Origin of the sequence: Streptomyces sp. SID10853, from assembly GCF_010548145.1 — a bacterium.
Classification (GTDB): domain Bacteria; phylum Actinomycetota; class Actinomycetes; order Streptomycetales; family Streptomycetaceae; genus Streptomyces.
The window spans coordinates 1-14,646 of the sequence record NZ_JAAGLN010000176.1; the positions used below are offsets into that span (position 1 = coordinate 1).

General features: G+C 69.2%; 11 protein-coding genes. 5 read left to right on the forward strand and 6 right to left on the reverse strand.

Annotated features, from left to right (window positions below; all coding sequences use genetic code 11):
• Positions 1 to 26: 26 nt before the first annotated feature.
• On the reverse strand, positions 27 to 2,339 hold the full coding sequence (locus G3I19_RS26370; protein ID WP_164266202.1) for a hypothetical protein: 2,313 nt from the start codon (positions 2,337 to 2,339) through the stop codon (positions 27 to 29).
• 197 nt (positions 2,340 to 2,536) lie between these two features.
• On the opposite strand from G3I19_RS26370, the gene G3I19_RS26375 reads away from it, so the two are divergent.
• Together G3I19_RS26375 and G3I19_RS26380 are read left to right on the forward strand one after the other, a co-directional pair.
• Positions 2,537 to 2,692, forward strand: a complete 156-nt coding sequence (locus G3I19_RS26375; protein ID WP_164266203.1) for a hypothetical protein — start codon at positions 2,537 to 2,539, stop codon at positions 2,690 to 2,692.
• Between the two features lie 308 nt (positions 2,693 to 3,000).
• Positions 3,001 to 4,587, forward strand: a complete 1,587-nt coding sequence (locus G3I19_RS26380; RefSeq protein ID WP_164266204.1) for a Na+/H+ antiporter — start codon at positions 3,001 to 3,003, stop codon at positions 4,585 to 4,587.
• A 238-nt stretch (positions 4,588 to 4,825) separates the two neighbouring features.
• On the opposite strand, the gene G3I19_RS26385 is transcribed toward G3I19_RS26380, so the two are convergent.
• Positions 4,826 to 5,926, reverse strand: coding sequence for a mechanosensitive ion channel domain-containing protein (locus tag G3I19_RS26385; RefSeq protein WP_164266211.1), 1,101 nt, complete (start codon positions 5,924 to 5,926; stop codon positions 4,826 to 4,828).
• Between the two features lie 30 nt (positions 5,927 to 5,956).
• On the opposite strand from G3I19_RS26385, the gene G3I19_RS26390 reads away from it, so the two are divergent.
• Positions 5,957 to 6,526, forward strand: coding sequence for a dienelactone hydrolase family protein (locus G3I19_RS26390; protein WP_164266205.1), 570 nt, complete (start codon positions 5,957 to 5,959; stop codon positions 6,524 to 6,526).
• 42 nt (positions 6,527 to 6,568) lie between these two features.
• Here G3I19_RS26390 and G3I19_RS26395 read toward each other — a convergent pair whose 3' ends face one another.
• Genes G3I19_RS26395 through G3I19_RS26405 form a run of 3 tightly spaced genes read right to left on the reverse strand, consistent with a single transcriptional unit; the run spans position 6,569 to position 9,489 of the window.
• A complete protein-coding gene (locus G3I19_RS26395) occupies positions 6,569 to 7,378 on the reverse strand; it encodes a thioredoxin domain-containing protein (protein WP_164266206.1) in 810 nt (269 codons plus the stop codon).
• A gap of 48 nt (positions 7,379 to 7,426) precedes the next feature.
• Positions 7,427 to 8,110, reverse strand: coding sequence for a hypothetical protein (locus G3I19_RS26400; protein WP_164266207.1), 684 nt, complete (start codon positions 8,108 to 8,110; stop codon positions 7,427 to 7,429).
• A 53-nt stretch (positions 8,111 to 8,163) separates the two neighbouring features.
• On the reverse strand, positions 8,164 to 9,489 hold the full coding sequence (locus G3I19_RS26405; RefSeq protein ID WP_164266212.1) for a DUF2252 domain-containing protein: 1,326 nt from the start codon (positions 9,487 to 9,489) through the stop codon (positions 8,164 to 8,166).
• Positions 9,490 to 9,635: 146 nt separating this feature from the next.
• Between G3I19_RS26405 and dnaE the strand changes: the two genes are divergently transcribed.
• Positions 9,636 to 13,172: a DNA polymerase III subunit alpha gene (dnaE, locus tag G3I19_RS26410; protein ID WP_164266208.1), complete on the forward strand. Its 3,537-nt coding sequence runs from the start codon at positions 9,636 to 9,638 to the stop codon at positions 13,170 to 13,172.
• 193 nt (positions 13,173 to 13,365) lie between these two features.
• On the opposite strand, the gene G3I19_RS26415 is transcribed toward dnaE, so the two are convergent.
• Positions 13,366 to 13,548 (reverse strand): hypothetical protein, encoded by a 183-nt coding sequence (locus G3I19_RS26415; RefSeq protein ID WP_164266209.1) that lies wholly within the window; start codon positions 13,546 to 13,548, stop codon positions 13,366 to 13,368.
• Positions 13,549 to 13,961: 413 nt separating this feature from the next.
• Here G3I19_RS26415 and G3I19_RS26420 point away from each other — a divergent pair.
• On the forward strand, positions 13,962 to 14,646 hold a 685-nt coding region (locus G3I19_RS26420), incomplete at its 3' end, for an NYN domain-containing protein (RefSeq protein ID WP_164266210.1).

Sequence of the window (14,646 nt, forward strand, 5' to 3'; positions counted from 1 at the left end):
ACAGCCGGTAGCGGCCGGCCGACCGGTCAGGAAGGCAGCCCCCACGGCTCGGCCGGCCCGTTCGGCGGTACGTCCCTGGGGCCCCCGGACACGCGGGCACCGCGCGGGGTGACGACGGCCGTCGCGCCGCGCGGCAGCCGTACCGCGATCCGGCCGGGACCCGCCCCGTGCCAGGACAGCGGACGCCCGTGCTCGTCCCGTACGTCCACCGCGCCGGAGATCCCGTGGTCGAGCGTGAGCGGTTCGCCCGCCTCGCTCCTGATCCGTATCCAGCGGGTGGCGCCGCCCGAACGGTCCGCGTCCACCAGGAAGGCCCCCTCGGTGCGCAGGGAGGCGATCGACGCGTCCGCCCAGCGCTCCGACACCGAGGGGAACACCTTCAGCACCCCGCCGTCCCCCTGCACGGCCATGTCCAGCATCGACTGGACCGCCGCCAGGGGGGATTCGAGCGCGAGGTTCTTGCCCTCGCGGTACATCGTGTTGGGCGTCAGCCCGCAGTCGGCCACCGTGTTCCCGTCGGTGAAGAAGGTCAGCTGGTCCAGGGCCTTCTCCGGCTCGCCCATCACCGCGTACATGGACGAGGAGGTGGCGTAGCTGTAGCCGTGCCAGGCGCTCCGCATGCTCGTCCAGTGGGCCAGTGAGCGCCGCATCACATCCCGGTCGCCCTGCCGGTCCCACTTCCGTTCGCGCAGCGGGTAGAGCCAGAGCAGATGGGAGTGGTGGCGGTGTGATGCGGCCAGCGGCACGTCCTTGCCGATCATGACGCCGTCCGCCGGGTCCTCGGCGTACGGGGTGAGCCGCGCCGCGATGTCGTGCCACTGCCTGGCCCTCGGGTCGTCGACGCGCAGCAGCCGCGCCGATTCGATGAGCGTACGGACGCCCCAGCGGATCAGCGAGAGGTCATAGGTGCAGTCCGCCGCGTCGGCGTACTCGGGGGAGCGGGTGGTCAGCAGATGGAGCCTGCCGTCGCCGCCCTCGTGCAGGAAGCGGGCGTAGAAGTTGACGGCCTTCGCGAGGATCGGATACACCACGTCACGCAGGGTGGCGAGGTCCATCGAGTGCCGGTAGGACAGCCAGACGTTGTGCAGCGCCCAGGTGAGGTTGCCGAAGTTGTCGGAGACGCGGTCGGAGCCGGGGACACCGACGTCGTAGGTGTCGCCCGCCCGCAGCTGCCAGTCGGACGGATGACCGAGCGCGTAGCTGCGGCCGTCGCGGTAGGCGGGCGGTACGGACGTGGACAGGTTCTTCTCGAAGCGGCGGAACGCCTGGGTCACCGAGTCCAGTTCGGGGTGGTTGGTGCCGTTGACGGCGGGCATCCCGATCTGGACGTTGAGGTTCCACCACACCGCCGTCCAGCTGTTGCCGACCTCCGGATACCAGGGCCCCCATTCGGACAGGGTCGGTCCTCCGGCGCGGGTGGTCGAGGCCAGCTTGTAGAGCTGGAGGATGTAGAACGCCTGGAGCCGCTTGTCCGGTACGGAGAAGAAGCTGCGCCGGTAGTAGGCGTGCCACCACTCACGGTGCCTCGCGACCAGCCGGCCGGGCCCGGTGGACAGGGCGCGGTCCACCGCCCGTACGGCGTCCGCGGTCGCCTGCCGTACGTCGCCGGGGAAGCGGTACACCAGCCGGGCGGCCAGCAGGCGGCCGGTTCCCTCGCGCCGTTCCCGCCAGGCCGTCGTCCAGCCGCCGCCCGCGAGCAGCGGCTGCTCGACGAAGCCCGCACCGACCCGCGGGTCCGGGTTGGGGGTGTAGTCGGCCGGCTTGTCGATGAGCCGGGTACTGGCGGCCTGCAGCCACTGGAAGGACCAGGCGGCGGCCTCCTCGCCCGGACTCGGCCGGGTCGAGACCAGCAGGGCGCCCGAATCGTTCTGCACGAGTGCGGAGAAGGTGAGCGAGCCGCGGGTGGTGGTGAGGGTGCCGCGCAGCTCGGCGTCGTAAGGGTCGAGCGTCCACTCGACCGCGGTGATCTCGCCGGCCAGGGTGAGCGTGAAGTGTCCGACGGGCAGCCGGGAGTAGCCCGTGCCGCCGCGCCACTGGCCGCGCTGGTCCTGCACCTGGGTGTGGCTGATCATCAGCTTCAGGGTGTTCGCCGCGGCTCCCCGGTAGAGCTGTGCGCCCAGGAAGCCGTTGGCGAGGAACGGGGCGTCCTGCCAGCCGGTGGGCAGCCGCCGCCACCGCATGGCGGCCGCGCGGACGGTCCGTTCGTACACATCGGGGCCGTGGGAGGCGGGCGCTCCGCCGCCCGGCGCGGCCCAGGCGGTGCGGGAGCCTGCCAGCCAGAGGGCGGCGGTCGCGCCCGCCGCCGTACCGGCGAAGCGTCTGCGGGAGAGTTCATGCACGGTGGTGACTCCTGTTCCGTACGCGGGGTGCGGTGCGGGGTGCTTCCGGGCAGGGTGTTCTCGGGCTGGGCGCTTGCGGGCGGGGTGCGCCGATGTGGTTCTCCTCGGCCCAGGCGCGGGCCGCGGGCCCCGGTGGAAAGATCCGATCGTCGACGGTGTCGAAGGCGGCTCCGGTGTGCGGCGGGCGGAGCTCGTTGATGACCTGGCCGTCATATCCGTACGAGGCCAGGGTGCGCGGGCCGTTGCAGCGGGACTCGGTCACCGGCTCGCCCGGGTTCGCCTGGACCAAGTCGATGAGGAGGGGCAGCCGCCCGCCCCCGGTGCCCAGGACCGCTCTCCTGGACGGAGGCTGACGGGGTGCTCGACGGGTGCCCGGCACTGCGGGCGGTGCGCGGAGGGCATATGAGCTCCAGTCAGGTATGTGTTGACAGTTCTCGTCCCTGAATCCATGCACCCCGCATAGTGCCCGTGCCGCTCCCGGACGGGAAGACCTCGCGCACCATAAACATCGGATGAAAGGTGTTGACGTGGCGATGGTGGAGCTGCAACGGGTGGGGCTATTGGGTCGATACGCCTGTATTGCATGGCACGCTTGAGCCACTGATCGTCAAGGTTTCGGCAGTGATGCCGACGGAACATCCGAAGCCCCGGAGGGCACCCCGTGGACCAATTGGCACTGCTGCTCCTGCTGTTGATCGGGGCGGTGGTCTCCGTACCGATCGGTGAGCGGCTCGGGCTGCCCGCCCCGGTCCTGATGACGCTCGGCGGGATCTGCCTCGCGCTGCTGCCCTTCGTGCCGAACGTCAACATCCCCTCGGGCTTCATCCTGCCGCTGGTGCTGCCGCCGCTCCTCTACGCGGCCGTACAGCGCACCTCCTGGCGGCAGTTCACGGCCAACTTCCGGCCGATCCTGCTGCTCGCCGTGGCGCTGGTCTTCGTGACCACGGCAGGGGTGGCCGCCGTCCTGAGCGCGATCGTGCCGGGTCTGCCGATCGCCGCGGCCGTCGCACTGGGCGCGCTGGTGGCGCCGCCCGACCCGGTGGCGGCGACCGCCGTCGCGGGCGCGCTCGGGCTGCCCCGGCGGCTGGTCTCGATCCTGGAGGGCGAGGGGCTGTTCAACGATGTGACGGCGATCGTGCTGTACCACGTGGCGATCGCCGCCGCCGTCACCGGAACGTTCTCCTGGCCGGTCGCGGCAGGGCAGTTGGTGCTCTCCGCCGTGGTGGCCGTGGTGGTGGGCCTCGCGCTCGGCTGGCTCACCAACAAGCTGATGGGTCTGCTGGGCGACACCACCCTCCAGATCGGCCTGACCCTGCTGGTGCCCTTCCTCAGCTATGTGCTGGCCGAGGAGCTGATGGGCTCGGGTGTGCTGGCCGTGCTCACCTCAGCGCTGTTCCTCGCGGAGCACACCGCCGACGCCGACGACGTACGCGGCCGGCTGGAGGGCAACGCCTTCTGGGAGATCGTCGACACCCTCGTCACCGGGGTGACCTTCGGCCTCATCGGGCTCGAACTCCATGTGGTCTTCGGCACCGCAGGCGGGCATCTGAGCGAGATGATCGGCTGGGGCGCGGCGGCCGTCGGGGTGGTGGTGGGGCTGCGCCTGGTGTGGCTGCTGCCCGCCACCTGGCTGGCGAAGAAGCTGCACACCCTGCGCGACTACGACGAGGACATCCCCACCAGCTGGCGCGAGACCATCGTCATGTGGTGGTCCGGGATGCGCGGCGTCGCATCGGTCGCGCTGGCCCTCGCCATCCCGATGACCAAGGACGACGGCAGTCCCTTCCCGGCCCGCAGCGAGATGATCTTCATCGCCTTCGCTGTGGTCATGGTCACCCTGGTCTTCCAGGGGCTGACGCTGCCCTGGCTGGTGAAGAAGCTGGGCGTCCGCGCGGACGCCGGTGCCGAGCGCGAACTGGAGCGGAGCCTGGCGGTACGGGCCGCCAGGGCCGCCAGGGGCCGGCTGAAGGAGATCCAGGACGTCGAGGAGCTGCCCGAGGACGTCCTGGAGCGGCTGGCCCGCGGCGCGTTCGAGATCGGGGTGCGGATCAGCCCCGACATGGTCGACGAGGAGCGGCACGCGGCGTACCTCAAGCGGGCCGAGCGGGTGAAGACCGTCATGCGGATCCAGCGGGAGATGATGTCGGCGGCCCGCCACGAAGTGCTCTCCGCGCGCAATGAGGCGGGCGCGGACCCGGAGATCGTCGACCGGGTGCTGCGCCACCTGGACGTGCGCAGCCTGCGGTAGCCCCGGCTGCGGGGCGGACCGGCTGGGCGGCCTGCCGGCGCCTGTGCCCGTCTGCCTGTGCCTGTCGGCCTGTGCCCGTCTGCCTGTGCCCGTCTGCCTGTGCCTGTCGGCGCCTGTGCCCGTCTGCTCGTGCCTGTCGGCCTGTGCCCGTCTGTCGGTGCCCGTCGGCCTGTGCCTTCAGCTCTGCCCGTCTGCCCGTCTGCCCGTCTGCCCGTCTGCCCGTCTGCCCGGTCGCCCGTCAGCCGCGGCCGGTCCTGGGCGTGGGGTCGTGCTTGTACAGATCCGGTCCCCAGTCGTTCTTCGACACCTCGGCCTGCGCGGTCGAGATCCGCGGCAGCGCGTACGGGTGCTCGTCGCGCAGCCAGGCGATCAGCTGCTCCCGTACCGCACACCGCACGGTCCAGATGTCGTCCGCGTCCTTCGCGGTGACCACGGCCCGTACCTGGATCGTGCTGGGCGAGGTGTCCGTGACGGCCAGCGACCAGTTCCTGCCGTCCCACGACGGGATCTCGCGCAGGATCTCCCGCAGTTTCTCGCGCATCAGCGGGACCGGCGTCGAGTGGTCCAGCTCGAAGAAGACCGTGCCGGACATCTGCGCACCGCCGCGCGACCAGTTCTCGAACGGCTTGCCGGTGAAGTACGAGACCGGCATGGTGATCCGGCGCTCGTCCCAGGTGCGTACCGCGAGGAAGGTCAGCGTGATCTCCTCGACGGTGCCCCACTCGCCGTCCACGACGACCGTGTCCCCGATGCGGACCATGTCGCCGAAGGCGATCTGCAGCCCGGCGAACAGGTTGCCCAGCGTGGACTGGGCCGCGACACCGGCGACGATGCCCAGGAGCCCCGCCGATGCCAGCAGCGAGGTCCCGGCCGTCCGCATCGCGGGGAAGGTCAGCAGCATCGCCGCGACGGCCACCGTCCCGACGATCGCCGTCACCACCCGCTGGATCAGCGTGACCTGCGTACGGACCCGGCGGAGCCTGGCCGGGTCGCGGGTGGTCGCCGCGTAGCGGGCGTACGAGGAGTCGACGACCGCCGTGGCGATCCGCAGGGCGAGCCAGGCCGTGGAGCCGATCAGGACCAGGGTGAGGAGCTGCCCGATGCCGGTGGCGTGGTGCTCGACCGCCCGCAGCCGGATCTCCTGGAAGCTGCCCCGCAGCAACGCGGTGATCAGCACCGACTGCAGCGGCACCCGGCAGCGCCGCAGCAGCCCCCAGAGCGGGGTCTCGTGGTGGCGCGCGTCCGTTCTCTTCAGCGCGCGGTCGACCAGCCAGCCCACCGCGAGCGTCAGCAGCACCGAACCGCCGATGACGATCAGGGGACGCAGGACGGTCTCCATGCTTCCGGCCGAAGCTGGCACCATGGCCACGTGAACATCATCCTTTTCCATTCGACCTACGGTTTGCGGCCGGCCGTCCATGCGGCGGCCGACCGGCTGCGGGCAGCCGGTCATCAGGTGCTGGTGCCCGATCTTTTCGACGGTATGACTTTTGAGACCGTCGAGGAGGGTATGGCCCTCAAGGAGGAACTCGGCTCGGACGAGCTGCTCAAGCGGGCCGTGACGGCCGCGGCTCCCCACTCGGACGAGGGCCTGGTCTACGCCGGATTCTCGCTCGGCGGCTCGCTGGCCCAGAATCTGGCCATCGCCGACGACAAGGCGCGCGGACTGCTCCTCCTGCACGGTACGTCGGACATCGCCGACGACGCGTCGGTGGACGAGCTGCCCGTACAGCTGCATGTCGCCGACCCCGACCCGTTCGAGCCGCACGACTGGCTGAACGCCTGGTATCTGCGCATGCAGCGGATCGGGGCCGATGTGGAGGTGCACCGCTACGCGGGCGCGGGCCACCTCTACACCGACCCCGAGCTGGCCGACTACGACGCCGAGGCGGCCGAGCGGACCTGGCGGGTCGCACTCGGCTTCCTCGAAACGCTGTAGGACCTGTCCGGCAGATCCTGTCCGGCCAGGGCTCCGCCCGGATCAGCCCTTGAGGGCCTTGTCCAGTGCGGTGTTGAAGTCGGCGACGGTCATGGGCGCGTTGTCACTGCCCGGAGTGGTCAGCTTCTTGCCGTCCATCTTGAGGGTGGGCGTGCCCTGGACCCCGCTCTTGTCGAACTTCGCGGACATCTTCATCGCCCACGCGTCATAGGTGCCGTCGTTGACGGCCTTCTGGAACGCCTTGTTGTCCTTCAGCTCGGGCACCGTCTGCGCGATCTTGATCAGATACGAGTCGTCCTTGAAGGTGTCCGTGGTCTCCTCGGGGTGCCACTTCGTGGAGTACATCGCGGTCTTGTAGTGCTCGAAGGCGGTGGGGCTCACATTGAGCGCGGCGCCCAGGGCGCTCAGGCCGTTCTTGGACCCCTCGCCGCCGTTGTTGTCGATGAACGTCGCACCGATGTACTGGACCTTGAACTTGCCCGCGTCGAGGTCCTTCTGGACCGTCGACCCGACCGTCTGGTCGAACGTCGCGCAGATCGGGCAGCGCGGGTCCTCGTACATCTGCAGCGTCTTCTTGGCGGACGCCTTGCCGACGACCACGGTGGTGCCGTCCGTGCCCGTGGTGTTCTTCGGCGCGACGACCTTGGCGCTCTTCGCCGCATCCCAGCCGGACGGCTTGTTCAGCTGCATGACGCCGTAACCGACGCCGGCGGCGATCGCGAGGACGACGACGATGGACCCGGCGACGAAGATCTGCCGGCGGGTCTTGTCCTTCTTCGCCTGGCGCTCGCGCTCGGCGCGCAGCCGCTCGCGGGCCGCTGCCTTGTTGGCCTGGTTGTTGCGTGCACTCATGGTGGGTTCTCCGTGTGGGACGTGGTCGGGCAGGGCGGACGTGCGTACTCAGCCGGTGACAGCAGCCGGGTACGGGGGTCCGCGCAGTCCCACGGAGTGCACGAGGAGCAGGGTGCGCGAGGTGCGCGGCCGGTGCGTGGGCAGCGCCCCGCACCGTACGGAGGTGCTCACCGCCCGGACGACGGCCACCGCGACGAGCAGCGGCCGGAAGGCGAAGGCACCGACCGACCTGGCCAGCGAGGCCAGCGCGCTCTCGCCGCGCCGCAGCCAGAGCGCGGCCAGCAGCCCGACGGCCACATGCGCGCCGAGCAGCAGCCACGGCAGCGCAGGGGCCGGTGAGTCGAGCAGCGCCACCGCGTCCTTGCCGGGACCGGCCACGGAGGCCAGCGGGGTGCCGACCTGGCCGCCGCAGAGCACATCCACCCCGACCGAGCGCAGCGCGCCCGCGACGGGGCCGCCCGACGGTCCGTAACAGACATGCTGGCCGGTCGTGAAGATCGTGTCGGCGGCCAGTTCGAGCGGGATGAGCACGCCCGCTATCGCCCCGAAGCCCCGCTCACGGCCCGCCAGCGCGAAGGCGACGGTGAAGACGGCGGCGGCGAGCGCCGCCACGGTGACCGGTGGCAGCGGGACCCGCGAGAGGAGCACATGGGACGCAGCGGAGAGCGTCACGACCAGCGCTGTGAAAAGCGCCGCGCGAACCGCCCTGAGCTGCGTCCCTGATATGTCCATCGGCCCCGAGTGTGCCATGGGCGCAGGTAAGAGACCCTTAAAGGTTCCTGAGTCTAGAGGCCGGGGATCCGGCCATTACGGAACAATTCCACGAATACCGCGTGGTCACGCCGGGTCTGCGCCCCGTACGCGTGCGCGAAGTCCACCAGCATCTTGGCGAAGCCGTCCTCGTCGGCCGCGATCGCCGCGTCGATGGCGCGCTCCGTGGAGAACGGCACCAGTGAGTGACCGCTCTCGTCGTCCGCCGCCGCGTGCATGGTGGCCGTGGCCCGGCCGAGATCGGCGACCACGGCGGCGATCTCGTCGGGGTCGTCCAGATCCGACCAGTCGAGATCCACCGCGTACGGCGAGACCTCCGCCACCAGCTGCCCGGCCCCGTCCAGCTCGGTCCAGCCGAGCCACGGGTCGGCGTGCGCCTGGAGGGCGCGCTGCGAGATCACCGTGCGATGGCCCTCGTGCCGGAAGTAACCGCGGACCGCCGGATCCGTGATGTGCCGCGCGACCGCCGGGGTCTGCCCCTGCTTCATATAGATGATCACGTCGTTCTCCAGGGCGTCGCTGTGGCCCTCCAGGAGGATGTTGTACGAGGGCAGACCGGCCGAGCCGATCCCGACGCCCCTGCGGCCCACCACGTCCTTCACCCGGTACGAGTCGGGGCGGCCCAGGCTCTCCTCGGGCAGCGTCTCCAGATAGCCGTCGAAGGCGGCGAGGATCTTGTAGCGCGTCGCGGCGTCGAGCTCGACCGCGCTGCTGTCGGCGGTGAAGCGGCGCTCGTGGTCCCGGATCTCGGTCATGGAGTCGAGGAGGGCGAATCTGGTGCGCGACCTGGCGGCGCGGAGCGCGCCGAGCAGCGGGCCGGCCGCGGTGTCCAGCATGAACGGCGGTACGTCGTCGTCCTGGGCGCCGGCGGCCAGCACCCGGATGCGCTCGCGGTAGGCGGCGGCGTAGGTCTCCACCAGACCGGTGATCTGGTCGTCACTGAGCGCCTTGGCGTGGCCGAGCAGCGCCAGCGAGGCGGCGAAGCGCTGGACGTCCCAGGTGAAGGGGCCCACATACGCCTCGTCGAAGTCGTTCACATTGAAGATCAGCCGGCCGTTGGCATCCATGTAGGTGCCGAAGTTCTCCGCGTGCAGATCGCCGTGCACCCAGACCCGGCCGGTCCGCTCGTCCAGATACGGCCCGCCCTGCGCGCTCTCGCCCAGATCCTCGTAGAAGAGGCAGGCCGCGCCCCGGTAGAAGGCGAAGGCCGAGGCCGCCATCTTCCGGAACTTGACGCGGAAGGCGGCCGGATCGGCGGCCAGGAGGTCGCCGAACGCGGTGCCGAAAACGGCGAGGATCTGCTCGCCGCGCTCCTCGGCGCTGGACTGCGGGACCGACATCGCGTGTGCCTCCAGGTGCATGACATATGGGACAGCTGTTCCAACGGGGTCAACGCACGGAGCCACCCCGGAGTGCCCCGCGGCTGTCGGTGGGCCGACGTAGACTTCCACGCTGTTCCCCCACTCGTCCCGCAGGAGGCATCCCCGTGACCAAGCCGCCTTTCACGCACCTTCACGTCCACACGCAGTACTCCATGCTGGACGGTGCCGCGCGGCTCAAGGACATGTTCAACGCCTGCAATGAGATGGGCATGTCGCATATCGCGATGTCCGACCACGGCAACCTGCACGGTGCGTACGACTTCTTCCACTCGGCGCAGAAGGCGGGCGTGACGCCGATCATCGGCATCGAGGCGTATGTCGCTCCGGAGTCGCGGCGGAACAAGCGGAAGGTCAAGTGGGGACAGCCGCATCAGAAGCGCGACGATGTGTCGGGTTCGGGTGGTTATACGCACAAGACCATCTGGGCTGCGAACAGTACGGGTCTGCACAATCTGTTCAAGCTGTCGTCGGACGCGTACGCGGAGGGGTGGCTGCAGAAGTGGCCGCGTATGGACAAGGAGACGATCTCCCAGTGGTCGGAGGGGCTGATCGCCTCGACCGGGTGTCCGTCGGGCGAGGTGCAGACCCGGTTGCGGCTGGGGCAGTTCGACGAGGCGATGCAGGCGGCATCCGACTACAAGGACATTTTCGGTGAGGGCCGGTATTTCCTGGAGCTGATGGATCACGGCATCGAGATCGAGCGCCGGGTCCGTGACGGGCTGGTGGAGATCGGCCAGAAGCTCGGCATCCCGCCGCTGGTCACCAACGACTCGCACTACACGTACGCGCACGAGGCGAGCGCCCACGACGCCCTGCTCTGCATCCAGACCGGCAAGAACCTCTCGGACCCGGACCGCTTCCGGTTCGACGGCACCGGTTACTACCTCAAGACGACCGACGAGATGTACGCCATCGACTCGTCGGACGCCTGGCAGCAGGGGTGCGCGAACACTCTGCTGGTCGCGGAGCAGATCGACACCACCGGCATGTTCGAAAAGCGCGATCTGATGCCGAAGTTCGACATCCCGGACGGCTACACCGAGATCACCTGGTTCCAGGAAGAGGTCCGGGTCGGCATGGAGCGCCGCTATCCGGGAGGTGTCCCCGAAGACCGCCAGAAGCAGGCGGAGTACGAGATGGACATCATCATCCAGATGGGGTTCCCGGGGTACTTCCTCGTCGTCGCCGACTTCATCATGTGGGCCAAGAACAACGGCATCGCGGTGGGCCCCGGCCGTGGCTCCGCGGCCGGTTCGATCGTCTCGTACGCGATGGGCATCACCGACCTCGACCCGATCACGCACGGGCTGATCTTCGAGCGGTTCCTCAACCCCGAGCGTGTCTCCATGCCCGATGTCGACATCGACTTCGACGAACGCAGGCGCGTCGAGGTGATCCGGTACGTGACCGAGAAGTACGGCGCCGACAAGGTCGCCATGATCGGTACGTACGGAAAGATCAAGGCCAAGAACGCGATCAAGGACTCGGCCCGCGTGCTCGGTTATCCGTACGCGATGGGCGACCGCCTCACCAAGGCGATGCCCGCCGACGTCCTCGGCAAGGGGATCGACCTCAGCGGTATCACCGACCCGAAGCACCCGCGCTACAGCGAGGCGGGCGAGATCCGGGGGATGTACGAGAACGAACCGGACGTGAAGAAGGTCATCGACACCGCCACCGGTGTGGAGGGCCTGGTCCGGCAGATGGGTGTGCACGCGGCCGGCGTGATCATGTCCAGCGAGCCGATCGTCGACCACGCCCCGGTCTGGGTGCGGCACACGGACAACGTCACCATCACGCAGTGGGACTACCCGCAGTGCGAGTCGCTCGGCCTGCTGAAGATGGACTTCCTGGGCCTGCGCAACCTGACGATCATGGACGACGCCGTCAAGATGGTGAAGGCCAACAAGGGCATCGACCTGGAGATGCTGTCCCTCCCGCTCGACGACCCCAAGACCTTCGAACTGCTCTGCCGCGGTGACACGCTCGGGGTCTTCCAGTTCGACGGCGGGCCGATGCGCTCCCTGCTGCGTCAGATGCAGCCCGACAACTTCGAGGACATTTCCGCCGTTTCGGCCCTGTACCGGCCGGGCCCGATGGGCATGAACTCGCACATCAACTACGCGGAGCGGAAGAACAACCGCCAGGAGATCACGCCGATCCACCCGGAGCTTGAGGAGCCGCTCAAGGAGGTCCTGGGGCTCACCTACGGCCTGATCGTGTACCAGGAGCAGGTGCAGAAGGCCGCCCAGATCGTCGCCGGTTACTCACTGGGCGAGGCCGACATCCTGCGCCGTGTGATGGGCAAGAAGAAGGCCGACGAGCTCGCGAAGAACTTCGTGCTCTTCGAGGCCGGGGCCAAGAAGGAGGGCTTCTCGGACGCGGCGATCAAGGCGCTCTGGGACGTCCTGGTGCCCTTCGCCGGGTACGCGTTCAACAAGGCGCACTCCTCCGCGTACGGTCTGGTCACCTACTGGACCGCGTACCTCAAGGCCAACTACCCGGCCGAGTACATGGCGGCGCTGCTCACCTCGGTGCGCGACGACAAGGACAAGTCGGCGATCTATCTCAACGAGTGCCGGCGCATGGGCATCAAGGTGCTGCCGCCCAATGTGAACGAGTCCGAGTCCAACTTCGCCGCCCAGGGCGACGACGTGATCCTCTTCGGCCTCTCCGCTGTCCGCAACGTCGGGACGAACGTGGTCGAGTCGATCATCCGCTCCCGCAAGGCCAAGGGGAAGTACAGCTCCTTCCCCGACTACCTCGACAAGGTCGAGGCCGTGGCCTGCAACAAGCGCACCACCGAATCGCTCATCAAGGCGGGCGCCTTCGACGAGATGGGGCACACCCGCAAGGGCCTCACCGCACACTTCGAGCCCATGATCGACAATGTGGTCGCGGTCAAGCGCAAGGAGGCCGAGGGGCAGTTCGACCTCTTCGGCGGGGGCGAGGAGGACAGCTCGGAGCCGGGCTTCGGACTCGACGTGGAGTTCTCCGACATCGAGTGGGAGAAGTCGTATCTGCTCGCGCAGGAGCGGGAGATGCTCGGTCTCTACGTCTCCGACCACCCGCTCTTCGGCCTGGAGCACGTGCTCTCGGACAAGAGCGACGCCGCCATCGCCCAGCTGACCGGCGGGGAGCACTCGGACGGCGCGGTGGTGACCATCGGCGGCATCATCTCGGGTCTGCAGCGCAAGATGACCAAGCAGGGCAACGCCTGGGCCATCGCGACCGTCGAGGACCTCGCGGGCACCATCGAGTGCATGTTCTTCCCCGCCACCTACCAGCTGGTGTCGACCCAGCTGGTCGAGGACACCGTGGTGTTCGTCAAGGGCCGCCTCGACAAGCGTGAGGACATCCCGCGCCTCGTCGCGATGGAGATGCAGGTCCCCGACCTGTCCAACGCCGGGACCAACGCCCCGGTGACGATCACCATCCCCACCGTGCGGGTCACCCCGCCGATGGTCAGCAGGCTCGGTGAGATCCTCTCCCACCACCGGGGCAACTCCGAGGTACGGATCAAGCTCCAGGGCTCCCGCAAGACCACGGTGCTCCGGCTCGACCGGCACCGGGTGCAGCCCGACCCGGCGCTCTTCGGGGATCTGAAGGTGCTGCTCGGCCCGTCCTGCCTGGCGGGCTGAGGGCAGCGGGCTGAGGACGTCTGGCTGAGGACATCGGCCTGGGGGCAGCGGCCTGAGGAGGGCGGGCCTGAGGAGGGCGGCCTCCCGTAGGACGGCCTCCGGCAGGACGGTTCGAGGGGGAGGCGGCCCGAGCGGGACCGGCCGAGGGGCGCGCCGTGCACGGCGCGCCCCTCGAACATCATTACCGCGAAGATCAGTTGTGACCGAAGCGCTTCTGGTGCTTACGCGCAACATCCGCCGGGCTGCCCTGCGGCATCGACTGCGGCTGGCTCTGCGACTCGAATGAGCTGGACCGGTCGTCCTGACCGCCGCGCTCGGCGGCCGACGAGCGGTCCTGCTGACTGTCGTGCTTATGACGGTTCTTGTGCTTGGCCATGGTGATGCCTCCTTGAGGGGGACTGGGTCGTGCCATCAATCCGGCGTCTGCCGGGCGGGGGCCGGCATGCACGCTCGCGGCGTTGCCGAAAAGCCCAGGTAGCTCCGCTACATGAACTTTCCGGCGCCTTGCGATCGCACGGACCGGCCCCCGCCCGGCCGGCCTTCGGCCGACGACGCCAGATTTGACGACACGACCTGAGGGCCAGGGCCGCGACCAGATTCACATATCGCACAGACTGCCGCATTTTGGATCATTACCGTGCGTAATAAGCGCTTGTCCCACGCCACTTCGGACCAACTTCGCGTTGCGCCACGCCGATGATCGAGTTCCGGCCGTTAACCCTCGCGCGGTCGGGCAGACTCGAAGGAAACCCGAAGCACTTCCCCTTCTCCCGAGGTACCCGAAAGAGGGTGGATCGCGTGGACCGCTGCGTCGTCCTGGTGGACGCCGGATACCTGCTGGGCGCCGCCGCGAGTCTCCTCGCGGGAGAACCTGCCCGCTCACGCATCACTGTCGACCACGCGGCACTCATCCAGGGCCTGCGCGAGCGCGCCGAGGACGACACCGCACAGCCACTGCTGCGGATCTACTGGTTCGACGGCGCCCCCGACCGGGTGCCGCAGCCCGAACACCGCAGGCTGCGGGTGATGCCACGGGTGACCGTCCGGCTGGGCGCGCTGACCAGGAGCGACGGCCGCTGGGCGCAGAAGGGTGTTGACGCCGCGATGCACGCGGAGCTCACCGAACTGGCCAGAAATCGCGCCTGTTCGGACATCGTGCTCGTCACCGGCGACGGAGATCTGCTGCCCGGTCTGATGTCCGCGAAGGAACACGGAGTGGCCGTGCACCTGTGGGCGGTACAGGCGGCGGACGGGGACTACAACCAGTCCGAGGACCTGGTCGCCGAGGCGGACGAGCGCCGGGTCCTCGACCGGGCCTGGATCACCAAGGCCGTACGGGCCAAGGAGACCGGCGGGGTCTGCGCGCCGGCGCCGGCCCCCCGCCCGGAGATCGCCGCGATCCTCTCCGCCCCGCTGCCCGAGTCCGCGCTCGCCGCTTCGGCGGAGCGGGCGGCGCAGGCCGCGGCCGTGCACG

Excerpts from the sequence above, each read along its gene's own strand:
- G3I19_RS26375 (WP_164266203.1), top strand. The coding sequence starts at position 2,537 with ATGACCTGGCCGTCATATCCGTACGAGGCCAGGGTGCGCGGGCCGTTG.
- G3I19_RS26385 (WP_164266211.1), bottom strand. The coding sequence starts at position 5,926 with ATGGAGACCGTCCTGCGTCCCCTGATCGTCATCGGCGGTTCGGTGCTG.
- G3I19_RS26395 (WP_164266206.1), bottom strand. The coding sequence starts at position 7,378 with ATGAGTGCACGCAACAACCAGGCCAACAAGGCAGCGGCCCGCGAGCGG.
- G3I19_RS26400 (WP_164266207.1), bottom strand. The coding sequence starts at position 8,110 with ATGGACATATCAGGGACGCAGCTCAGGGCGGTTCGCGCGGCGCTTTTC.
- G3I19_RS26405 (WP_164266212.1), bottom strand. The coding sequence starts at position 9,489 with ATGTCGGTCCCGCAGTCCAGCGCCGAGGAGCGCGGCGAGCAGATCCTC.
- G3I19_RS26415 (WP_164266209.1), bottom strand. The coding sequence starts at position 13,548 with ATGGCCAAGCACAAGAACCGTCATAAGCACGACAGTCAGCAGGACCGC.